The sequence below is a fragment of the Streptomyces sp. NBC_01224 genome, assembly GCF_036002945.1.
Taxonomy (GTDB): domain Bacteria; phylum Actinomycetota; class Actinomycetes; order Streptomycetales; family Streptomycetaceae; genus Streptomyces.
Genome location: NZ_CP108529.1, coordinates 2,510,061 through 2,531,611, shown reverse-complemented (window position 1 = coordinate 2,531,611; position 21,551 = coordinate 2,510,061). Strand labels below are relative to the sequence as shown.

At 69.1% G+C, this 21,551-nt stretch carries 18 protein-coding genes; 7 read left to right on the top strand and 11 right to left on the bottom strand.

Annotated features, from left to right (window positions below; all coding sequences use genetic code 11):
• Positions 1-5 precede the first annotated feature (5 nt).
• The gene (locus OG609_RS10635) at positions 6-959 is read left to right on the top strand and encodes a bifunctional riboflavin kinase/FAD synthetase (protein ID WP_327272592.1); all 954 of its coding nucleotides are present in this window, start codon (positions 6-8) and stop codon (positions 957-959) included.
• Positions 960-1,025: 66 nt separating this feature from the next.
• On the opposite strand, the gene OG609_RS10630 is transcribed toward OG609_RS10635, so the two are convergent.
• Positions 1,026-1,472: an MFS transporter gene (locus tag OG609_RS10630; protein WP_327278000.1), complete on the bottom strand. Its 447-nt coding sequence runs from the start codon at positions 1,470-1,472 to the stop codon at positions 1,026-1,028.
• A 142-nt stretch (positions 1,473-1,614) separates the two neighbouring features.
• On the opposite strand from OG609_RS10630, the gene OG609_RS10625 reads away from it, so the two are divergent.
• Positions 1,615-2,739 (top strand): XdhC family protein, encoded by a 1,125-nt coding sequence (locus tag OG609_RS10625; RefSeq protein WP_327272591.1) that lies wholly within the window; start codon positions 1,615-1,617, stop codon positions 2,737-2,739.
• Positions 2,740-2,811: 72 nt separating this feature from the next.
• On the opposite strand, the gene OG609_RS10620 is transcribed toward OG609_RS10625, so the two are convergent.
• The 9 genes from OG609_RS10620 to eccE form a co-directional block, all read right to left on the bottom strand.
• Positions 2,812-3,807, bottom strand: a complete 996-nt coding sequence (locus OG609_RS10620) for an ABC transporter ATP-binding protein (protein WP_327272590.1) — start codon at positions 3,805-3,807, stop codon at positions 2,812-2,814.
• Positions 3,804-4,832 (bottom strand): ABC transporter ATP-binding protein, encoded by a 1,029-nt coding sequence (locus OG609_RS10615; RefSeq protein ID WP_327272589.1) that lies wholly within the window; start codon positions 4,830-4,832, stop codon positions 3,804-3,806. Before OG609_RS10615 ends, OG609_RS10620 begins: the two co-directional genes overlap by 4 nt.
• Positions 4,829-5,764, bottom strand: a complete 936-nt coding sequence (locus tag OG609_RS10610) for an ABC transporter permease (protein WP_327272588.1) — start codon at positions 5,762-5,764, stop codon at positions 4,829-4,831. Before OG609_RS10610 ends, OG609_RS10615 begins: the two co-directional genes overlap by 4 nt.
• Positions 5,761-6,843 (bottom strand): ABC transporter permease, encoded by a 1,083-nt coding sequence (locus OG609_RS10605; protein WP_327272587.1) that lies wholly within the window; start codon positions 6,841-6,843, stop codon positions 5,761-5,763. The genes OG609_RS10610 and OG609_RS10605 overlap by 4 nt, the downstream gene beginning before the upstream one ends.
• A gap of 91 nt (positions 6,844-6,934) precedes the next feature.
• Complete coding sequence (locus OG609_RS10600) at positions 6,935-8,806, bottom strand: ABC transporter substrate-binding protein (protein ID WP_327272586.1); 1,872 nt, start codon at positions 8,804-8,806, stop codon at positions 6,935-6,937.
• A 197-nt stretch (positions 8,807-9,003) separates the two neighbouring features.
• A complete protein-coding gene (locus OG609_RS10595) occupies positions 9,004-11,736 on the bottom strand; it encodes an SCO5717 family growth-regulating ATPase (protein WP_327272585.1) in 2,733 nt (910 codons plus the stop codon).
• 328 nt (positions 11,737-12,064) lie between these two features.
• On the bottom strand, positions 12,065-12,298 hold the full coding sequence (locus tag OG609_RS10590) for a DUF397 domain-containing protein (RefSeq protein ID WP_327272584.1): 234 nt from the start codon (positions 12,296-12,298) through the stop codon (positions 12,065-12,067).
• Between the two features lie 85 nt (positions 12,299-12,383).
• On the bottom strand, positions 12,384-13,094 hold the full coding sequence (locus OG609_RS10585) for a hypothetical protein (RefSeq protein ID WP_327272583.1): 711 nt from the start codon (positions 13,092-13,094) through the stop codon (positions 12,384-12,386).
• Positions 13,091-14,431, bottom strand: coding sequence for a type VII secretion protein EccE (gene eccE / locus OG609_RS10580; RefSeq protein ID WP_327272582.1), 1,341 nt, complete (start codon positions 14,429-14,431; stop codon positions 13,091-13,093). Before eccE ends, OG609_RS10585 begins: the two co-directional genes overlap by 4 nt.
• A gap of 183 nt (positions 14,432-14,614) precedes the next feature.
• On the opposite strand from eccE, the gene eccB reads away from it, so the two are divergent.
• From eccB to OG609_RS10565, 3 genes are all read left to right on the top strand, one after another.
• Complete coding sequence (gene eccB, locus OG609_RS10575) at positions 14,615-16,147, top strand: type VII secretion protein EccB (protein ID WP_327272581.1); 1,533 nt, start codon at positions 14,615-14,617, stop codon at positions 16,145-16,147.
• 13 nt (positions 16,148-16,160) lie between these two features.
• Positions 16,161-17,417: a type VII secretion-associated serine protease mycosin gene (mycP, locus tag OG609_RS10570; RefSeq protein ID WP_327272580.1), complete on the top strand. Its 1,257-nt coding sequence runs from the start codon at positions 16,161-16,163 to the stop codon at positions 17,415-17,417.
• 172 nt (positions 17,418-17,589) lie between these two features.
• Positions 17,590-18,060: a hypothetical protein gene (locus OG609_RS10565; protein WP_327272579.1), complete on the top strand. Its 471-nt coding sequence runs from the start codon at positions 17,590-17,592 to the stop codon at positions 18,058-18,060.
• Positions 18,061-18,664: 604 nt separating this feature from the next.
• Here the strand turns inward: OG609_RS10565 and OG609_RS10560 are convergent.
• Entirely contained in the window at positions 18,665-19,114 is a 450-nt protein-coding gene (locus OG609_RS10560) for a hypothetical protein (RefSeq protein ID WP_327272578.1), read from the bottom strand.
• Between the two features lie 716 nt (positions 19,115-19,830).
• Between OG609_RS10560 and OG609_RS10555 the strand changes: the two genes are divergently transcribed.
• Both OG609_RS10555 and OG609_RS10550 read left to right on the top strand, forming a co-directional pair.
• Complete coding sequence (locus OG609_RS10555) at positions 19,831-21,090, top strand: S8 family serine peptidase (protein WP_327272577.1); 1,260 nt, start codon at positions 19,831-19,833, stop codon at positions 21,088-21,090.
• Positions 21,091-21,169: 79 nt separating this feature from the next.
• Positions 21,170-21,529: a WXG100 family type VII secretion target gene (locus OG609_RS10550; protein ID WP_327272576.1), complete on the top strand. Its 360-nt coding sequence runs from the start codon at positions 21,170-21,172 to the stop codon at positions 21,527-21,529.
• The last annotated feature ends 22 nt before the right edge of the window (positions 21,530-21,551 follow it).

The following is a 21,551-nucleotide window of genomic DNA, read 5'->3' as shown; positions in this document are numbered from 1 at the left end:
TCACAGTGCAGCGCTGGCGTGGCTTGGAGGACATCCCCCAGGACTGGGGACGCAGCGTCGTCACCATCGGCTCCTATGACGGGGTGCACCGCGGACACCAGCTGATCATCGGGCGGGCCGTGGAACGGGCACGCGAGCTGGGTGTGCCGTCGGTCGTGGTGACCTTCGACCCGCATCCCAGCGAGGTCGTACGGCCCGGCAGCCACCCGCCGCTGCTCGCCCCGCACCACCGGCGCGCCGAGCTGATGGCGGAGCTGGGGGTGGACGCGGTGCTGATCCTGCCGTTCACCACCGAGTTCTCGAAGCTGGCGCCGGCCGACTTCATCGTGAAGGTGCTCGTCGACAAGCTGCACGCGCAGCTGGTCATCGAGGGCCCCAACTTCCGCTTCGGTCACAAGGCGGCCGGGAATGTGCAACTGCTCACCGAGTTCGGCGAGACGTACGACTACGGCGTCGAGGTCATCGACCTGTATGTGAGCGGTGCGGCGGGCGGCGGCCAGCCGTTCTCCTCCACCCTCACCCGACGGCTGGTCGCCGAGGGCGATGTCGCGGGCGCCGCCGAGATCCTGGGCCGGCCGCACCGGGTCGAGGGCGTCGTGGTCCGCGGCGCACAGCGCGGCCGTGAGATGGGCTTCCCCACGGCCAACGTGGAGACGCTGCCACACACCGCTATCCCCGCCGACGGCGTCTACGCGGGCTGGCTCAATGTGAACGGCGAGGCGATGCCCGCCGCGATCTCGGTCGGCACGAACCCGCAGTTCGACGGCACGGAGCGGACGGTGGAGGCGTACGCGATCGACCGCGTCGGCCTCGACCTGTACGGGCTCCACGTGTCGGTGGACTTCCTCGCGTACGTACGCGGGATGCTGAAGTTCGACTCGATCGACGACCTGCTCGTGGCGATGGCCGCCGATGTGAAGCGGTGCAGCGAGCTGATCTCCGCGTACGAGCGCGGCTGAGCCTTTCCTCGTACACGACCGGGGCCGGGACCGTGGAGAACGGTCCCGGCCCCGGTCGTGTCGGAATCAGCTGTTCAGCTCCTCCAGCGTGCGCCCCTTGGTCTCCACGGCGAACCATGCGACCACGGCACCGGCCACCGCGACGCAGCCCAGCTGGGTGAGGACCATCGCGAGGCTGCCGCCCGAGCCGATGATCGCGCCGACCACGATGGGCCCGAGGATGACGCCGAGCCGGTTCCACACCCCGCCGAACGACGCTCCGCGCGCCCGGCTGCGGGTCGGGTACAGCTCGGGTGTGTACAGGTAGAGGCTGACACTGGTGGCGAACACGAAGAGCGTCGCCACCGAGGCCCAGACCGCGACCTGGCCGTCCGAGGTGGCGCCTGAGACGGCCGGCGAGAGCAGCGCGACCGCCGCGCCGCCGAGCCCGACGGTGAGTGAGATCCGGCGTCCCACCTTGTCGATGACCAGGGCGACCAGCAGACAGCCGATCAGCCCGGTCACATGGGACAGCAGCGAGTAGTTCAGGGCGGTCCGCAGATCCAGGCCGAACGTCTTGGGAAGCGCCTAGTGGTCAGTATCTGACCGCTAAAGCATCGTTTATGGTGAGGCCGCATCGAGCCGGACCGCATCCGGCCGGGAGGAGGTCCGTGCCGTGCGTGAACTGCTGTCGGAACTGCGTGCCTGGCACGACGCCGGCACCCCCTTCGCCCTGGCGACCGTCGTCTCCGTACGCGGCAGCGCCCCACGCGCACCCGGCGCGATGATGGCCGTGACCGCAGAGGGCGCGGTGGCGGGCAGCGTCTCCGGAGGCTGCGTCGAGGGCGCGGTGTACGAGGTGGCGGGCGAGGTCCTCGCCACCGGGAGCCCTCAGCTGCAGACGTACGGGATCAGCGACGACGAGGCGTTCGGCGTGGGCCTGACGTGCGGCGGCACGATCGAGGTGTTCGTCAGGTCCTACGCGTCGGCGGCCGACCGGGCTCGGCTGCGGGAGGCCGTCGACAGCATCGGCAGGGGTGAGCCCGTCGCCGTCGCCACCGTCATCTCGGGCGAGGCGGAGACCGGCGCCTGCCTGGTCGTCCGGGCACGGACCACACAGGGAACGCTCGGCGACGAAGGGCTCGACTCGGCCGTCACCGACGACGCCCGGGGACTGCTCGCCCAGGGTGCGACCGGCGCCCTGCGGTACGGGGCGCACGGCGAGCGCCGGATGCAGGAGGTGTCCGTCTTCGTCCAGACGTACGCGCCACCGCCCCGGATGCTCGTCTTCGGCGCCATCGACCATGCGGCCGCCACCGCACGCATGGGTTCCTTCCTCGGATACCGGGTCACCGTCTGCGATGCCCGCCCGGCCTTCGCGACCCGGGAACGCTTCCCCACCGCCGACGAGGTGGTCTGCGCCTGGCCGCACACCTATCTGGGGGCGACGGACATCGACGAGCGGACGGTCATCTGTGTACTGACGCACGATCCGAAGTTCGACGTTCCGTTGCTGGTGGCCGCGTTGCGCACACCTGCCGCGTACATCGGGGTCATGGGCAGCCGGCACACCCACCTGGACCGGGCCGCGCGGCTGCGGGAGGCCGGGGTCGACGCGGCCGAACTGGCGCGGCTCGCCTCGCCCGTCGGGCTGGACCTCGGTGCGCGCACACCGGAGGAGACCGCCGTCTCGATCGCCGCGGAGATCATCCAGCACCGGTGGGGCGGGACGGGCAGGCCGCTCGGCGAGCTGACCGGGACGATCCACGGCCGGGCAACCGGCAGCCCGCCCGGCGCCTGACGGCGCGGCGTCCGCCGGCCGAGCCGGGGCCCGTCCGAGGGTGATCCGCCGGACAGGCCCCAGGTCACCCCGCTACGCCCGCGCCTTCGCAGCCGCGCCCGCCCAGTGGCACGCCACCTGTGTCTGCCCGCCGCCCGCGAGCACCGGCAGGTCCTTCGTACGGCACGCGCCCGCGACACCCGCCCTCTCGGCCTCGCCCGAGGCCAGCACCTGGCAGCGGGCATGGAACCGGCACCCGGACGGCACCCTGGACGGGTCCGGCGGCTCACCGGTCAGAATCACCGGGTCGCCCCCGGCCTCCGGCAGGACCGACAACAGCGCCTGGGTGTACGGGTGCTGCGGAGCCGTCAGGATCTGCTCCACCTCGCCCGTCTCCACGATCCGCCCGAGGTACATCACCGCGACGCGGTCGGCGATGTTCCACGCCAGGCCGAGGTCGTGCGTGACCACCAGAGCGGACAGACCCAGTTCGTCCCGCAGCCGCAGCAGCAGGGCCAGGATCTCGCCGCGCACCGAAGCGTCCAGCGAGGCCACCGGCTCGTCGGCCACGATGAGTTCCGGCTCCAGCACGAGCGCGCCCGCGATCACGACCCGCTGGCGCTGACCGCCCGACAGCTCGTGCGGATAGCGCAGGAAGAACCGCTCGGGAGGCCGCAGCCCCGCCCGCGACAGCGCCCCGGCCACCGCCGCCCGCTCGTCACCCGCGTACCCGTGGATCCGCAGACCCTCGGCGACGGCGTCGTACACCGTGTGCCTCGGGTTGAGCGAACCGCTGGGGTCCTGGAGCACCAGCTGGACCCGCTTGCGGTACGCCTTCAGCGCCCGGCTCGCATAGTCGAGCGGCTGCCCGCCGAAGGTCACCTGCCCGGACGTCGGCGGGACGAGGCCCAGCAGCGAACGCGCCAGCGTCGTCTTGCCGCAGCCCGACTCGCCGACCAGGGCGACGATCTCGCCGGGCCGGATATCCAGGTCGACGCTGTCCACGGCACGCGCCGGGGCAGCCCCGCGCCGACCGGGGAAGGTGACCTTCAGCCCCTGGGCGCTGAGCAGGGGAGTGGTGGTCGTCATGATGTGCTCCTTGCTTCCTCGGCACCCGGCCGGGCCGGGACCGCGGCCACTCCCGGCTCCACCAGCACACAGGCGGCCCGCCGCTGTGGCCCCGCGTCCCGCAGCTCCTGGTCCTGCGTCGTGCAGGAGTCCAGGGCCACCGGGCAGCGCGGGTGAAAGGTGCAGCCGCCGGGCAGCGCCGACGGGTCCGGCGGATCGCCGGGCAGCCCGCGGGGCGCGAACCGGGAGGCCGGGTCGCCGATGCGCGGAAAGGCGCCGGACAGGGCTTTGCCGTACGGGTGGTGCGCGTTCTCGTAGACCTCGGACGCCGGGCCCTCCTCCACGACCCGGCCCGCGTACATCACCGCGAGCCGGTCGCAGGTGTCCGAGAGCACCGCGAGGTCATGGCTGATCATGATCAGGCCGAGGTCCTGCTCGGACACCAACTGCTCGATCAGCCGCAGGATCTGGGCCTGGATCATCACATCAAGAGCCGTGGTCGGCTCGTCCGCGATGATCAGGTCCGGATCGCAGGCCAGCGCCATCGCGATCATCACGCGCTGCCGCTGCCCGCCGGACAGCTCGTGCGGATAGGCGTCCGCGCGGGCTGCCGGCAGCCCCACCTGTTCCAGGAGTTCGCCGGCCTTCCTCGCCGCCCCGGCCTGCGTCGCCTTCTTGTGCAGCAGGATCGGCTCGGCGATCTGCTCCCCGATGCGGTGCACCGCGTTGAGCGAGTGCATCGCGCCCTGGAACACGATCGATGCCCCCGCCCAGCGCACCGCCCTGACCTGGCCCCACTTCATGGTGAGGACGTCCTCGCCGTTCAGCAGGATCTCGCCGGAGACCTTCGCCCCGGCGGGCAGCAGCCGCAGCAGCGCGAGCGCCAGCGTCGACTTCCCGCAGCCGGACTCACCGGCGATGCCGAGCTTCTGCCCAGCGTCGACGGTGAGGTTCACGCCACGGACGGCCTGCGCTCCACCGGCGTACGTCACCGTGAGGTCCCGTACGTCGAGAAGTGGCGTCTTCTGGATGCTCGTCGTACTCAACGGGCCACCCCCAGCTTGGGATTGAGGACGGACTCGATGGCGCGGCCGCACAGCGTGAACGCCAGGGCCACCACGGCGATGGCGATCCCGGGCGGTGCCAGGTACCACCAGTCGCCCGCGCTCACCGCGCCCGCCTCGCGGGCGTCCTGGAGCATGCCGCCCCAGGAGGTGGTGGTCGGGTCGCTGAGGCCGAGGAAGGCCAGGGTGGCCTCCGTGAGGATCGCGCTGGAGATCACCAGTGTGGTCTGCGCGAGCACCAGCGGCATCACGTTCGGCAGCACGTGCCGGACCATGATGTGCCCGTGGCCGCCGCCCAGGGCGCGGGCGCGCTCGATGTACGGGCGGGACTCCACGGCAAGGGTCTGGGCACGGACCAGCCGGGCCGTGGTCGGCCAGGTCGTGACGCCGATCGCGATGATGACCGTCCACATCGAGCGGTCCATCACGGTGGCGAGCGCGATCGCGAGGACCAGGGTCGGCATGACCAGGAACCAGTCGGTGACCCGCATCAGGACCGTCGAGTACCAGCCGTGGAAGTGCCCCGCGACGATGCCGACGACCGTACCGATGGCGACGCACAGGAACGCCGCGAGCAGGCCGACCGTCAACGAGACCCGGGCGCCCCACACCAGCAGGGCCAGCACGCTGCGTCCGAACTGGTCCGTACCGAGCGGGAATTCACCGCTCGGCGACTCCAGCGCACCTCCCGGCGCGCCGGTGACGCTCTGCGAGTCGGCGCCGACGAGCTGCGGCGCGAACACGGCGATCAGCGCGATCAGGACGAGCGCGGCCAGACCCCACAGTCCGCTCCTGTGGCTGCGGTACTCCCGCCAGAAACGGGCGACGGACCGGCGCTTACGCGCCCGGGCCAGAGCGCGCGGGTTCTCGGCCGCTTCGGCCTTCGTGGGCGTGGGCATGGATTCGGTCGTCATCGGCCCACCCGGGGATCGAGCAACGGATACAGCACATCGGCAAGGGTGTTCGCCAGGATCACCGCGGTGGCGAAGACGAAGAACAGCCCCTGCACGAGGGGGAGATCGGGCACGCTGAGCCCCTGGTAGAAGAGACCGCCGAGGCCCGGCCAGGAGAACACCGTCTCGACCAGGATCTGCCCGGCGACCACCTGGCCGAGGTTCACGAACATCAGCGTGAACGTCGGCAGCATCGCGTTCGGCACGGCGTGCTTGCGGCGTACGACATCGTCCCGCAGCCCCTTCGCGCGGGCCGTCGTCAGATAGTCGCTGCCCATCTCGTCCAGCAGCGAGGAGCGCATCACCAGAAGCGTCTGCGCGTACCCGACCGCGACCAGCGTGATCACCGGGAGGACCAGGTGATGCGCCACATCGAGGATGTACGCGAATCCGCTCTCGCCGCCCGATTGCATTCCGCCCGTCGGGAACATCCCGGGGATCGGTCCGATGCCCACCGCGAAGACGATGATCAGGAGCAGGCCCAGCCAGAACGACGGCACCGAGTAGAGCGTGAGCGCGAACGCGGTGTTGAAGCGGTCGCTCATGGAGCCGTTGCGCCAGGCGGTACGGGTGCCCAGCCAGATGCCGAGCGCGGTGTACAGGACGTACGACGTGCCGGTGAGGAGCAGGGTCGCGGGGAGCGCCTCGGTGATCTTGTCGATGACGGGCGCGTGGAACTGGAACGAAGTGCCGAAGTCGCCCGTGAGGGCGTCGCCGACGTAGCTGGTGAACTGCCGCCACATCGGCTGGTCGAGGCCGAACTGACGACGCAGCGACTGGAGCTGTTCGGCGGAGACGGGACGGCCGCCCGTCATCTGCTTCACCGGGTCGCTGGGAATGAGCCGGAAGAGGAAGAAGCTGGTGACCAGGACCGCGAACAGGGAGACGGCCGCTCCCACGATCTTGGCCGCCACGTACTGGAGGTAGGCCTTGGTGTTACGCGCCCGTGGGCCGCGGGCGGCCGACGGCCCGGCCTGAGCCGGACCTTCGGTGTCCGCGTCCGCGACCTGCACGAGCGCCGGAGTGCTTTCAGCTGTCATGGGGAACTCTCGTTACTCGTCCTGCACTTAGAGGAACCGGCGGGGCGGCTGCGCGCCGCCCCGGCCGGCCCCTCTCAACCCTTCCGTGTGATTACTCGCGGTCGTCCGCGGTGGTACGACGGCGCTTCGCGATGAACAGCCCGCCACCGGCGAGTACCACGACCGCCACGATGATGCCTACGACCACTCCGGTGGAGCCGGACCCGCCGGAGCTGTCCGAACTGCTGCTGCCCGCCGGAACGGCCGACCACCAGCTCCAGTACCCGTCCTGGCCGTAGATGTTGCCTGCCGCCTCGGGCATGGTCTTGATCGACTTGATCTGGTCGGTGCGGTAGGCCTCGACCGCGTTCGGGTACGCGATGATGTTCATGTACCCCGAGTCGTACATCCACGACTGCATCTGCTTGACGATGTCCGCGCGCTTGGCCGGGTCGTACTCGGCGAGTTGCTTCTTGTAGAGCTCGTCGTACGTCTTGTCGCAGATGAAGTTGTCGGTGGTGGCGCTGTCCTTGGCCTTGACGGGCAGCGCGCCGCAGGTGTGGATGCCGAGGACGAAGTCCGGGTCCGGGTTGACCGACCAGCCGTCGAAGGCGAGGTCGTACTCACCGGCGTACCACGGCACCGAGACGTTGTCGAGACAGTCGACCTTGAGGCCGATGCCGAGCTTGCCCCACCACTCCTGGAGGTACTTGCCGATCGCCTTGTCGTTCGGATCCGTGGCGTGGCACAGGATGCGCAGGTCGAGCGGCTTGCCGTCCTTGCCGACGCGCTGGTCGCCCTTGAGCGGGTAGCCCGCCTCGTCGAGGAGCTTGGCGGCCTTGGCCGGGTCGTAGGCGAGGCTCTGGTCGGCGGAGGGCTGCCAGAAGTACGTGGAGAAGCGCGGCGGGATGTAGCCCTGGCCCTCGACGGCGTGGCCCTGGAAGACCTTGTCGATGATGGTCTTGCGGTCGATGGACAGGAAGAGGGCCTGGCGCACCTTCTGGTCGAGAAGGGCCTTGTTGCCGTTGCCGAACTTCTTGCCGTCCTTGGTCTGCGCGCCCGGGTTGGTGGCGAGCGCGAAGAAGCGGCGGCCCGGACCCTCGTTGACCTTGACGTTCTTCTCGCCCTTGAGGGAGGCGGCCTGAGCGGGCGTCAGGGCGGGGGAGCCGGCGACGAAGGAGACCTCGCCCTTGCGCAGCGCGGCGACCGCGGCGTCCTGGTCCTTGTACGTCTTGAAGACCAGCTCGTCGAACTTCGGCTTACCGCGCCAGAAGTCCTTGTTGGCCTTGAGCTTCACATACTGGTCGACCTTGTAGTCCGTCAGGATGAACGGCCCGTTGCCGACGATCGGGAACTTCGTGTCGTTGTTGAACTTGGAGAAGTCACCGACCTTCTCCCAGACGTGCTTCGGGACTATCGGCACATCGAGTGCGGCCATGGTGGCCTGCGGCTCCTTGAGCTCGATGACCAGCTGTGTCGGGCTCGGAGCCGTCACCTTCTTGAAGTTCGCGACGAAGTTGCCGTTGGCCTGCGCGGCGCCCTCGTCGGTCATCATCTTGTTGAACGTCCACGCCGCGTCCTCGGCGGTGGCCTGCTGGCCGTCCGACCACTTGGAGTCGGACCGGATGGTGTACGTCCAGGTCAACTTGTCCGCGGACGGCTCCCACTTGGTGGCGAGGGCGGGGACCGCGTGGTTGTCCTTGGGGTCGTAGTTCGTCAGGAAGTCGTACATGAGCCGGCTGACGCTCGTGCTCATCAGCTTCTGAGCGAGGAACGGGCTCAGGGAGTCGACGCTCTGTGCGACGGCGACGGTCAGCGTCGACTTGCCGCTGTCGGCGGCCTGCGCCTGCTGCGGCGCGGCACCGAGGGGCACGCCCGGGACGATGGATCCGGCGGCCAGCGCCAGAGCAGCGGCCCCGGAGGCCAGGAGGACACGCAGACGTGAGCGTGGCTGGGCAGGGGGTGGTGGAACTCTTTCGACCATCGTCAGGGACCTCGCGTCATGACTCGCACGGAGAAGGCGGGTTGATCTGTGGTTCGCCAGCTGGTGAAGCGAAGGTTTATCAGCGGGGGTCGAGCCGCGTCAACGGTCACCGAAACGGCGTGTGGTCTGCGGGAATGCGCAGAGGGCCCGCACCGTGGAGACGGTGCGGGCCCTCATTGGTTTAGACCTCTGTTGCCTTACTGCTGAGGCGCTGGCGGCGGCTGCTGCGGCCAACCCGCGGGCGGTACGGGACCCTGCAGTTCGGGCGGGATCGGCTGTCCGGGTTGACCCGGCTGACCGGGCTGCAGCTGGTGAGGCGGCGGCGGTCCGGCCGGGCTCGCCGCGGACTGCGCCTGGGAGGGCAACGACTGCTGCCAGCCGTTCTGTTGCACTCCGGGACCGGGCTGAGGGGGGTACGGCTGAGGGGGGTGCTGCTGCCCGCCGTACGGCTGTTGCTGCGGCGGGTACGGCTGCTGCGGGGAGTACTGCTGCTGGCCGGGCATCGGTGGGGCGTACTGCGGGGGCGGGTTGGAGCCGCTCGACGTCCAGAGCCCCTGCTGCTGCTGGGCGCGCGCGAAGTCCTCCGCGACCATCGCGGAGAGATTGAAGTACGCCTCGCGGGTCTTGGGCCGCATCATGTCGAGGTCGACCTCCGCACCGGCCGACAGGTGCTCGTCGAACGGTACGACCACCACGCCCCGGCAGCGCGTCTCGAAGTGCTGCACGATGTCATCGACCTTGATCATCTTGCCGGTCTCGCGGACACCCGAGATGACGGTGATGGAGCGCTGCACGAGTTCCGCGTATCCGTGCGCCGACAGCCAGTCCAGCGTGGTGGACGCGCTTGACGCACCGTCGACCGACGGCGTCGAAATGATGATCAGCTGGTCGGCGAGGTCCAGCACTCCGCGCATCGCGCTGTAGAGCAGGCCGGTGCCCGAGTCGGTCAGGATGATCGGGTACTGCTTGCCCAGCACATCGATCGCGCGCCGGTAGTCCTCGTCGTTGAACGCCGTGGAGACCGCCGGGTCCACGTCGTTGGCGATGATCTCCAGGCCGGAGGGCGCCTGCGAGGTGAAGCGGCGGATGTCCATGTACGAGTTGAGGTACGGGATCGCCTGGACCAGGTCACGGATGGTGGCCCCGGTCTCCCGGCGCACCCGGCGGCCGAGCGTGCCCGCGTCCGGGTTGGCGTCGATGGCGAGGATCTTGTCCTGCCGCTCGGTGGCCAGGGTCGAGCCGAGGGCGGTGGTCGTCGTGGTCTTGCCGACGCCGCCCTTGAGGCTGATGACCGCGATCCGGTAGCAGGACAGCACGGGCGTACGGATCAGGTTGAGCTTGCGCTGCCGCTCGGCCTCCTCCTTCTTGCCGCCCAGCTTGAAGCGGGCCGCGCTGGACGGCGTACGGCTGCTCTTCGCCTTCTGCTTGTTACGGAGCAGCCGGTCGGAGGAGAGCTCCACGGCCGCCGTGTACCCGAGCGGGGCGCCGGGCACGGAGCGCTCGCGCTGGTCGTGGGTGACCGGGGTCGGCCAGGCGGCGCCGGTCCGCGGGTCGACGGGCTGTCCCTGCTGCTGCGGCTGGGGGTGGGCCGGCTGCTGGTGCGCGGGCGGCTGCGGGGCGACCTGCGCGGGCAGATCGGGCGTGCCCCGGACCGGCTGCTGGGGCGCCTGGGGGACCTGCGGCGGCAGCGGCACGCCCCGCTGCGCGGGCCACTGGGGCTGCTGGGGGGCCTGCGGCGGCTGGGGGAAGCCGTAAGCACCCTGGGGCTGCTGGGGGGCCTGCGGCGGCTGGGGAGTTTGCGGTGTGTACGGCGTCTGGGGTGGCTGCGGGAACCCGTAACCGTCCTGCGCCGGTCCCTGCTGCTGCGGGGGAGCGGGCTGCTGCGGGAATCCATAGCCACCGTGCGGAGGCTGTGGTGCCTGAGGCGGCTGAGGCGCTCCGGCGTTCGGGAATCCGTAGCCGCCGGACGCCTGGTCGGCCGGAGTCCGGGCGGGCCACTGCGGCGCCGACTGGGGCGCGGAGGGCTGCGGCGTGGCGGGCTGGAAGGTGGGTGGCAGCGGCGGCAGACCGCCCTGCGGCGGCGCCGGGGTCCAGGGGGTCGGCATGGCGGGCGCCGGTGCGTCCTGGGGTACGTTGGAGGGCGGTACGTCCTGGGGTGCCGCGTCCGTGACGGCGTCCGAGGGCGCGGCGCCCTCCGGTCCGTCGGCAGCACCGCTCGTGGCGTCGTCCGGAGTCTCGGCAGTCGCCTCTGCATCGGCACCGGAATCCGTGGCGGCAGCGCCGTTCGGCTCATCAGCCGAGTCCGTCGCCTGCGCGGAACCGGAACTGGGGGTCTCGCCCTCGTCAGCACCGTCAGCACCGGCCCTCACGGAACCGGATCCCGAACCCGAGACGTCCCCGTCCGCGTTCCTCGGCGCCTCCTCGCGCTCCGCGATCTCCCGCTTCAGCGCGGCCGGTGAGAACCGCATGGTCGCGCCACTCTCCACATCACCGCCCCCGAACGGGTCCGTCATCCCGTCGGGAGCCCCTGCTCCTGCGCCCTCTGCAGGAGCAGGAGAAGGAGCGGAGTCCCCCGCCGCGGAATGAACAGGAGCCGGAGCCGTAACAGGAGCCGGGTCCGGTGCGGGAGCCGGTGCCGGAATCGGAGCTGGTGCCGGAGCCGGCGCGGGCGGCGCCGGAGCCCAGTTGGGATCGAAGCCGCCCCCGACCGGCGGCGCGGGCACGGACAACGGCGCACCGTTGGGCGGCGGAGGCGGCGCCAGGTGCGATCCGGCACCGCCCGACGAGTCACCCGGCGCGTTCTGCGTGTACCAGGCGGGCGGGGTGTAGTCGATGGTGAACTCACCCGTCATCTCGGCGGGCTCCGCGTCGGACGACTCGTCGACGGGCTTGTTCCAGCCCCCGCGGATCTCGTCCCGATCGCCGTTCACTTTGCCTCCTGGTGTGGTCGAGCACCCTTGTGCCGTGGTGGGTGGGGGCGACCGTTTCCGTCTTCCTAACCGCCCGGCTCTTCCCCCGGGACACGCATCGCCTGCCCGCAGGTTCTTCTGCCGCGCCCGGACCCACCCTAATCGTCATGGGGCCCGCTCCGGCAGGCCGTACCGCACTGCAAGAGCTGTCCCGTACATCACGTACTGCCCTCAAGTGAACCGAGTACGGCAGGGCACACAGACCGAAGCGGTCAATTCGATACATGTCCAGGCGTGGTGAAAGGGTGGCCGCCGTGTTCGGACAGCCACCCTTTCACCCGACCCTTGCCTACGTGAGGTCGAACTCACCGTCCCGTGCGCCCAGTACGAAGGCGCGCCACTCGGCCTCCGTGTACCGCAACACGGTCTCCGGTTCCAGTGACGAGCGCATGGCGACTGCACCGCCTGGCAGATGCGCGATCTCGACCCGTTCCTCGACGTTCTCGGTCCCTGGTGCGCTCAGCCACTCCACATCCGAGATGTCGAGAGCGTAGAGCTCTTCCTTTTCCTGCTGGGTGCCCATGCCGGCGTCCCTTCGATCGAACCGTGTCGTTCCCCGGTCATCCTCCCTGGAAGCGGCAGGCCCGGGGTCGCGAACGAAACAGTATTCAGTCCATCCGGCGAGCAGTGCCCAGCAGGCCGTTCTCGATGTCGGTCGCGCTGGTCATCACCCAGTGGCGCTCGCGGCCCGCCACCCAGAGCGTGACACCGTCCGCCAGGGTGGGCAGGGCCTCGCTCTCGGCCCGAGCGAGCCCCAGGATCCGGCCGATCTGGTCCGCCTCGGCGGGCGAGACCCGCTGGATACCCACGAGCGTCGACGCCCGCATCAACCGGGGCGCCACAGGGCTCAGATAGGGCAGCAGCGTCAACACCGACTGCCATGGCGAGGACACCACCCGGCCACGGGGCGGGCGCATGCCACAGTCGCGCACCACCACCACCGGGCTGCCCACGGTCGCTCCGGTCGGTGGAACCCGGCCCACGTCATGGAGGGAGACGCACTCAAGACCGGCACCCGCGGCTTGCGCCAGAGTGGTCCAGGCCTGGGTCCGCCCGGTCTCGACCGCTACCCGCGCACCCGTGGCCGCCACGCGCAGCGCCAGCACCTGCGCGGTCCACAGGCCGCCGATCAACAGGACGTCGTACGGTGCCGGGCGGTGGAACCCGATCATCTGCGTGCGTCCGTCGGCATCGCTGCCGATGATCACGCCGTCGTCCCCGACCGGCAAGGACAGCGCGCCCAGGTGCTCCGCCGCCAGGGTGTGCCCCGCGTGGCGAGGGCCGCGCAGTCCCCGCCTCGGCTCGATGCGATTCGTCATTGTGCGCCTCCCAGCGGGAGCGTCGCCAGCACGCCCGGCAGCTGCTCGCGGTCCAGCCGCACCAGGCCGACCTTGGCGTGCCGTGCGGCTTGCTCCAATGTCCTTCGTACCCCGACCAGTTCGGTATCGGATCCGCCAGTGATCCGTACGTGACCGGACACGGACACAGCGCCCTGGTGGGAACCACGCCGCACCGTCAGGCTGAAGGTCGTCGCATACGCGGGGACCGAGGTCAGCAGCGATACGAGGCGCGGGAGAGGAGTCGCCCCCCGGCCCAACTCGGGCCAACGGTCCACCGCATAGGCGGTGTGCCAACGGTCGTCGCACCGCCAGACCCTCGATGTCTCCATCGTCCGCCGCTGCGGCGCGGCATTCTGACGTCCGACGCGGGCCGACAGGATGGGATTGGCACACGCGGATGTCGCCACGGCGGAGTGCAGCTCTTCCTGATCCAGCACCACGGCCCGGAATCCGGCGCCGGTGATCCGGCTCGCCACATGGTCCGCAACCCGAACCAGACAGCGCTGAGCTCCGCCGATTCCGCCCCCGCGCGCCTCGACCGCCTCCCGGCACAGTTCCGGATCCAGTTTCACAGCCACCCAGGTCATCCGCAGCGCGGGCGCCCCGGCCTGCTCCTGAAGGGGGGTGTAGGAGAGCCGCGCCGCCGACTGCTGCGGCAGATGCTGCGCCGGAGCGGGGCGTACCTGCTGCACGAGCTGCGCGGACTCCAGCACGATGTCGTCCACCGAGAGGGCATCGCCCAGGAGGGACAGCGGAAGCGCCCGCGCACCGAGCGCCTGGCGGAGCGATTCACCGCCGGCCTCGACCCGTACGACAGCGGTCAGGAACGTGCCGTCCCCGAGCATGCCCACCGTGCGGCGGTCCCGGTCGACGTAGATGTACGGAGCGAATCCCGGCACACTTTCCGCGACCGGCGCCAACTGAGGCTCCGCATCCGCGGCGGATGCCACGGCGGTCCGCCTGCGATCGCGGAGGGAGAGTGTCGTCGACAGCCAGTCCTGCACGGCGCGGCCCCGGCGACGTACCACCGCGAGAAGCACCAGCAGGCAGGCGACCGCGACTGCGGGCACCAGCCAGGGACCGCCGAGCGCGGCACCCACCGCGGCGACCGCCAGGGCCGCCTCGACGAGCACCATCTGGCGGAGCAGGGGACCGAGGCGACCGGTCCGCGAGATCGGCCGCAGAGTCGTCGCCGCGGGGGCGTTCACCGACGGGGCGGGTGCTGCGCCGGCCGGCTCGTTGCCGTGTTGCCTTCGAGAAGGGCTGGACGCTCGATGGGTAGACCGCCCCGTGCGCTCGCGCGTCGCTGCACCCATCGCCGCATTGCCCCCTCGTATCCCTGTTTACCGCTTCGTTTCACGGGCGTTGACCGGGCGATCACCCTACCTGAGCAGTGACGGTCAAGTGCCAACAGGCATAGTAGGGGGCCCAGTCGACGGCAGTGGCGACGACGTGTGTGGGAACCTGGTCGCCCACTGGGGAAAAGGGGCAGCGGACAGATGGCATCACGGCGGGACGAACTCAACGCCTACACCTTCGCGAAGCGGAGGTTGATCGCACAGTTCCTGCAACCCAACCCGAGCGGATCGGAGGAGGGTGCGCCGCGCCCCCTGCGTGCGGTGATGCCCGGTGCGATCGTCGGCGTCGTCATCCTCGCGGCGTTCGGAGCCTGGGGGATGTTCAAACCCGTAGCACCCCAGAAATGGGACACTCCCTACGAGAACGTCATCATCGCCAGCAAATCCACCACGCGCTATGTGGTGTTGAAAACCGATGGCAAGACGCAGCTCCACCCGGTGCTGAACATGTCCAGCGCCAAGCTCCTCCTTGACCCGGACAAGGGCAAGGTCATCAACGTCGACGAATCGATCCTCGACAGCGGTAAGATCCCGCACGGTGCCACGCTTGGCATCCCGTACGCCCCCGACCGGCTGCCGGACAAGAACGAAGCCGGCTCGAAGAAGCGGTGGGCCGTCTGCGAGCGGCCCGGCGAGGGCGGCAGGGCCATCCAGAAGGCGGCGTTCGTCTTCGCGGAGCGCGACCAGAAGAAGACCGAGGGCGCGGGCCGGCTGCACGGCGGTGAGCTGATGTACGTCGAGGGACCGGGACCGGACAGAACCCGCTACATCGTGGACGCCGCGGGCAAGGCGTACAAGGTGAAGAAGGACGAACTGCTGCTGCGCGCCCTGCTCGGCGACGGCCGCGCCCCCCAGCGGGTCTCCGCCGCGTGGCTGGACACCCTGCACTCCGGAGACGCGGTCGACTTCCCGACCGTCCCCGGAACCCCCGGCGCCGACGCGGGCATTCCGGGGGAGCTGCCGCCCAAGGCGAACAAGGTGGGCATGGTCCTCGCGGCGACATCCGGCACCAAGACCCAGCAGTACGTGGTCCTGCCCGGCCGGGTCGCCCCCGTATCGGACTTCGTCGCCAAGCTCCTGCTCAGCAGCCGGCCCCTGGTCAACCTTGGCCAGGACGGCAAGGAGAGGCATGTCAGCGCCGGAGCGTTCGAGCCCGGCGAGGCCTTCGGGCAGGACATGGACTGGCCCACGAGCGAGCCGACGCCCGTCAACTCCGCGAGCGCCGCGGCCGGCAGTCGCAACACCGTGTGCAACGTCCTGCGCGGTGTCGCTACGAAGGACGGGGCCAGCACGCTCAGCACGTGGGCGGGCACGGGCTTCCCCGCAACGCTCCCCACCGGCTCGAGCAGCGCCTACGTCACCCCCGGATCCGGACAGCTCTTCCGGCAGTTCAAGGGGGCCAGCGCCGACTCCGGCCCCCTCTTCCTGGTCACCGACACCGGTCTGCGCTATGCCATGCAGTCCAACGGCGACAGCGTGCAGGACGACTCCGGCATCGGTGAATCAGGCTCGAAGGAGGAGAAGGCGCAGCGGCAGCAGGAGGCGCAACAAGCGCAGAACCGGCTCGGATACAAGGAAGTCACGCCCGCGCCCATCCCGGCCGCCTGGTCCTCGTTCCTGCCCACGGGACCACGCCTGTCGACTGGCGCGGCCCGTCAGCCGCAGGGTTCCTGAGGAGCGTATCCACATGACGACGCACTCCTTTCCGTACCGGCGCCCGCTGACAGCCGCAGCCGCCACCGCCGTCCTCTTCGTCACGCTGCCCGTACTGCCCGCCGCCGCGGACGACTCCACCCAGTGCACCTTCCACGGGAAGAAGTACGCGGGCCGCCCCTGGTCGTTGCAGCGCGTCCTGATGGACGAGCTGTGGAAGCAGTCCACCGGCAAGGGGGTACGGGTGGCCGTCATCGACACGGGCGTGGACGTCAAGAACCCTCAGCTCAAGGCGGCCGTGGATACCAGGAGCGGCCACAATTTCCTGGACAAGAACCTCAAGGACGAGAACGGCAACAAGATCGAGCGCGGCAACGAGAACGGCACCACCGACACGGTCGGTCACGGCACCAAGGTCGCCGGAATCATCGCCGCGCGAGAGGCGAAGGGCACCGGCTTCACCGGCCTGGCTCCGGACGCGACGATCATTCCGATCCAGCAGAACGACGCCGAGGGCCACGGAACAACCGAAACGCTGGCCGCCGCCATCCACTACGCAACCGATGTCGCCCACGCGAACGTCATCAACATCTCCCAGGACACGGCCAACGCGGTGAAGCCCGCGCCCGCCCTCAAAAAGGCGGTGGACGCCGCCCTGGCCAAGGAGATCGTGGTCGTCGCCTCCGCAGGCAACGACGGGCTGGGCGGCAACGTCAAGGAGACCTACCCGGCCTCGTACGACGGTGTCCTGGCCGTGGCCGCGTCGGACCGCAACAACGAGCGGGCGGCCTTCTCCCAGTCCGGCGAGTTCGTGGACGTGGCCGCCCCCGGCGTGGACATGATCTCGACAGTGCCCGGCGGCGGACACTGCGCCGACAACGGAACCAGCTTCTCTGCCCCGTACGTCGCAGGAGTCGCCGCCCTCATCAAGGCCAAGCACCAGGACTGGACACAGAAGCAGATCGTCGCCCAGATCGAGCAGACGGCGGAACGCTCGGTCGCGGGACACGACCGTCTGGTGGGCTGGGGCGTCGTCGACCCGGTGCGTGCTCTGACCGAGGACGACAAGCCCATCGAAAGCCCGGTGGCGAACGAAGGTGTGAGCAAGGGCGAAGCGCCGACACCGGCGTCACTCCACCTGGGCGAAACGGCGGACGAACGCAACGAACGCCTGGCGACCTACGTGGTGGTGGGCGGAGCAGTGCTGGTCGCCGCGATTGCGGGTATCGCCGTGGCCGTGCGCGACACCCGACGGCGGGCCAGGCGCCTGGGAAGAGCCGGCAATGCCTGACGAGGCCATCAACAACGGAAGGGTCTGCGGAAGTTACGTGATGGATAAGAGGGTTGGTCCTCTCGTAGCCAGTGGATAGAGTTTGTGGAATGAGGTCAGACTTGTTCACACGGGTGCGATAGCAACGAGTGAACAAGTCTGAGCAAACGGGGAATCGGGGAGGGGCGGGATCGTGACCGATCCAGGTGGTGGCGGGGGAGGCCGGGGCGACCTCCGGCGTGGTGTTGGCGCGCTGGAGACGTTCAGGGGGCGTGTCAATACGCTCCTTGCGGACCTCGAGGGTTCGGCAGCCGGCAAGTCGAAGATTGCGGCGCAGACGGTGTCGCGTGCTGCCCTGAGTGGTCAGAACGCGTGCTTCGCGGAGGCGGACGGGCTGTACGCGCAGTACAACCGCGTCCACGAGGCGCTCGTCTCGCTCTCCAAGTCTCTCGGTGACCAGATCGAGTACTTGAGCCTCGGCGTGCACGCGGCGGCCGTCGGCTTCGACAACGTGGACGACGACGTGCGGCGCCGGTTCTACGAGATCCAGGTCCGCCTGGACAAGGAGCAGGAGAAGGTGCAGGCGGAGAAGACCGACAAGCCTGAGCAGCCGCGCTCCGACAGCAAGGCCGGCTCTGCCTACGACGACCTGGGTGATAGCTGATGAGTGACGACAAGCAGCCGGAACCGACCCCCAAGGAACAGCAGGCGCAGGACCAGCAACGCGTCCAGGCCCAGCTGATCGTCACTGACGTCAACCGGCAGGTCCAGAACGTCATGGAGTCATTCGGCTTCGGGCGTTCGGGCTCCTCAGGACGGACTTCGTTCGAGGGCCACGAGCTCAACGCGATGATCGACCTGATCGAGAACTCCAATCCGGAGCACCTCGAAGACGCGGGTGAGGCGCTCCTGACGGCAAGGTCGGCCATCAACAAGGCCGCGGATGAGCTGAGCGACTTCATCAAGGCTGTCGACTGGGAGGGCGAGTCCGGAATTGCCTTCCGCGACTGGGGCAACGGCCTGGTCGCCCACGCCATGAAGCTGGGCGATTTCGCGGAGACGGCCGGGACACAGATCACGGTCGCGGGCACGGGCCTCGCCTCGGTGCGCAAATCCCTGCCGCCGCGCGACAACCGCCTGGACCGCAAGTCCGTGGAGGACATCGAGGCCCCGAAGCGGATCGATGGCAACCCGGAGTACGCCGCGGCGGTGAAGGTCGAGAAGGACCGCCAGGAGGCCATCAACCAGGCGAACCGACTGGCGTCGTACTACTCGGTTTCGGAGGAGACGCTGGCGGCGCAGGAGCCGCCGCGGTTCGAGAAGAAGCTTGATGTTGCGATGCCGCGGCCCCTGAATCGCATCGAAAGGACATCTGATTCCGGCAGCTCGTCAAGAAGCGCCGAGCCGTCGGTCAGCAGCACGACGCGGGGTGCGTCGGAGCCCACCGCGAAGCATGAAGTCAGCAGTTCAGGCAATACCAGGCACAGGACGTCCGCTGAGGAACTCGGGTCGGCCTTGCCTGTTCCCGACAAGGGCACATCGACTGAGATCAACAGTGTTGCTGCTCCGCCAGCCCCAGTGACCGATTCCGGTCCATCCCCCACGCCTTCGACCACAAGTCCTGCAGGTCCGGGCGGCGGTCCGACCCAGCCCACGGCGACTCCCTTGCTGAACCCTGTGACAGGGAACTCGCGACGACCCACGATGTCGACCGGCATGCCCAGAGCGATCGGCCAGCCCGGAAACGGCGTGGTCAGACCTGGCGGCTCCACACATAGTGACCCTGGGGTGAATGGACGCACCGGAGCACCAGTTGGACGCCCAGCCCCCGTGAGCGATGGCTCAGGCACGACCGGGCGCGCCGGTGGAGGCCAGGCACCCGTTGCCGGTCGGTCCGGTGTGACTGGTGGAAGGCCGACGGCAGGAGGCCATGCAGGCGCGTCCGGACCCTCCGGTCCCCGCGTCGGCCGAGGAAGCGGCATCGTGGGCGGGACACCTCAGCGTGCGGCTACGAATACAGGCACACCTGGCGGGGCTCGTGCTGTTCCACGCGGAACGGTCATCGGCGCCGGGGAAGCAGCGCAAGCGCGCGGCGGCCTTGCCGGTAGCGCCGGTCGGCGAGGGGTCATCGGAGCCGGCGGCGCGAGCGGCGTGCCCCGTCCCGGTGGGCGCGGCACTCCCAGCTCGAACGGAGTCGTGGGTACGCCTCGTGGTGGTGCAGCCGGGACCGGCTCGGGCACAGAGGGCTTCACGGCTGGGGGAGCAGGCCTCGTGCGTGGGCCCGCAGGCCGGGGTGACTCCGACCGTGAGGGCCACGATGGCGGAACGGCGCGTCCGGACTACCTGACTGAGGACAGAGAGACGTGGGAGGCCGGACGGCGTGGAGTCGCACCTCCGGTGATCGAGTAGATACAGGGAAGGTTCGGAAGTCAGGATGACAGCAGGAATGAGCCAGACCCGGAAACGCCGCATGCCTGTCGGATTGCGTGGGCGTCTACTCGGCGCGATGGCTGTGACTGCTGCTTGGAGCGTGGGATTCGCAGGAGCGGCAACCCCAGCGGTTGCGGCGGACGTGCAGTCCAAGCAGTGGTATCTCGGCCCGATGCATGCGGAGGAGATGTGGCAGGTCACCACAGGCGAAGGCATCAAGGTTGCTGTCATCGACTCCGGCGTCAACCCGTCGACACCATCCCTGAAAGGGCAGGTCCTGAAAGGATTCGACGCCACAGGAGCTGGCGGCGATGAGTACGATGACTATGACGGGCACGGCACAACCATGGCCGAGCTGATTGCCGGAACGGGTAAGGGCGGGGGGCTTCAAGGCCTCGCTCCGGGCGCGAAGATCATCCCTTTTCGAGTCACCGATACGGAGTTTCAGAACAAGCACTCCGTGAACGCCCATGACACCGAAGACGCTATCCGGGCCGCAGCGGACAGCGATGCGCGGATCATTAGCATGTCGATGGCGAGCGATTTCCCAGGCCGGGGAGAACGAGAAGCAGTCAAGTACGCGGAAAGCAAGGGGAAGCTCTTCTTTGCTGGGGTTGGAAACAATGCCGGGGAGGGAAACAAGGAACAGTTTCCCGCTTCGTATCCGCAGGTGGTAGGCGTCGCCGCAACTAACAGTACTGGCAAGGCTTCCACGTACTCTCAGCACGGAAGCAGCGTAGACATCGCTGCTCCCGGAGACGGCATTCCAACCTGGTGCGATGCGAAGTTTCAGCGTTACTGCGACTCCGAGGGCGGGACCAGCCAGGCCACTGCCATCACGTCAGCCTCCGCCGCCCTGATCTGGTCCGCCCACCCCGACTGGACGGCCAATCAGGTTCTCAGCGTCCTGTTCGATACGGCTGGACGAGGGGACTGGGAGAAGGGCACCCTCAGTAACTACCTCGGCCACGGCATCATTCGTCCGGCCGTCAACATCCTCAAGGGCAAGGGCAACCCCGGCGCCCCGGACATCAGCCCCCTCACCAAGGAAAAGACGTCCGGCTCCTCGGCCTCCCCCGCCCCGTCTGCACCAGCTTCGTCACAGCCCGAGAAGAAAGAAAAGGCTGACGACGTCGTCGTGGCAGGCTCCAGCAAGGAGAAGGACGACGGCAGTTCGCTCGGCCTGATCATCGGCGGAGCGGCAGCGGTAATCGTGCTCGGCGGCGGAGCCTTCGCGCTCGTCCGTAAGCGCCGCACCGCCTGACTGACCGTAGGTTCTTCACCCGTACCCACCGGCGAGTAAAGCCGGACCGAATAAGAGCACCAGAAAGGAAGCCGAAAACATGGCCGATCAGAAGCTCTCAGATGCCGCTCTCCTCAAGCTGGAGGGTGAGCTCTCCACGCGGTTCGACTCCGTGAAGGGCCAACTGAAGACCCTACAGGCGACGATCGACAGCCTGGAAGGCGCCTGGAAGGGCATCGGCGCCGGCGCCTTCAACACGAAGCAGGAACAGATCAACCTGAAGATGGTCAGCATCGCCCGTCGGCTCCTCAACTACCAGGAGGCCATCAAGGCGGCGCGAACCATTTCGGGCAACACCGAAGACGAAGTCAGGCAGGCCCTCCAGGGCATCGACGTCGTCGACGGTTACTCGGGTGACGCGACCGCAGAGGCCAGGATCTCGAACCTCAACAAATTCTGACCTTGCCGCGCCCGTACCACGT

Excerpts from the sequence above, each read along its gene's own strand:
- eccB (WP_327272581.1), top strand. The coding sequence starts at position 14,615 with ATGGCATCACGGCGGGACGAACTCAACGCCTACACCTTCGCGAAGCGG.
- OG609_RS10585 (WP_327272583.1), bottom strand. The coding sequence starts at position 13,094 with ATGACGAATCGCATCGAGCCGAGGCGGGGACTGCGCGGCCCTCGCCAC.
- OG609_RS10550 (WP_327272576.1), top strand. The coding sequence starts at position 21,170 with ATGGCCGATCAGAAGCTCTCAGATGCCGCTCTCCTCAAGCTGGAGGGT.
- OG609_RS10590 (WP_327272584.1), bottom strand. The coding sequence starts at position 12,298 with ATGGGCACCCAGCAGGAAAAGGAAGAGCTCTACGCTCTCGACATCTCG.
- OG609_RS10600 (WP_327272586.1), bottom strand. The coding sequence starts at position 8,806 with ATGGTCGAAAGAGTTCCACCACCCCCTGCCCAGCCACGCTCACGTCTG.
- OG609_RS10620 (WP_327272590.1), bottom strand. The coding sequence starts at position 3,807 with ATGACGACCACCACTCCCCTGCTCAGCGCCCAGGGGCTGAAGGTCACC.
- OG609_RS10560 (WP_327272578.1), bottom strand. The coding sequence starts at position 19,114 with ATGCCGGTCGACATCGTGGGTCGTCGCGAGTTCCCTGTCACAGGGTTC.
- eccE (WP_327272582.1), bottom strand. The coding sequence starts at position 14,431 with ATGGGTGCAGCGACGCGCGAGCGCACGGGGCGGTCTACCCATCGAGCG.
- OG609_RS10605 (WP_327272587.1), bottom strand. The coding sequence starts at position 6,843 with ATGACAGCTGAAAGCACTCCGGCGCTCGTGCAGGTCGCGGACGCGGAC.
- mycP (WP_327272580.1), top strand. The coding sequence starts at position 16,161 with ATGACGACGCACTCCTTTCCGTACCGGCGCCCGCTGACAGCCGCAGCC.
- OG609_RS10555 (WP_327272577.1), top strand. The coding sequence starts at position 19,831 with ATGACAGCAGGAATGAGCCAGACCCGGAAACGCCGCATGCCTGTCGGA.
- OG609_RS10610 (WP_327272588.1), bottom strand. The coding sequence starts at position 5,764 with ATGACGACCGAATCCATGCCCACGCCCACGAAGGCCGAAGCGGCCGAG.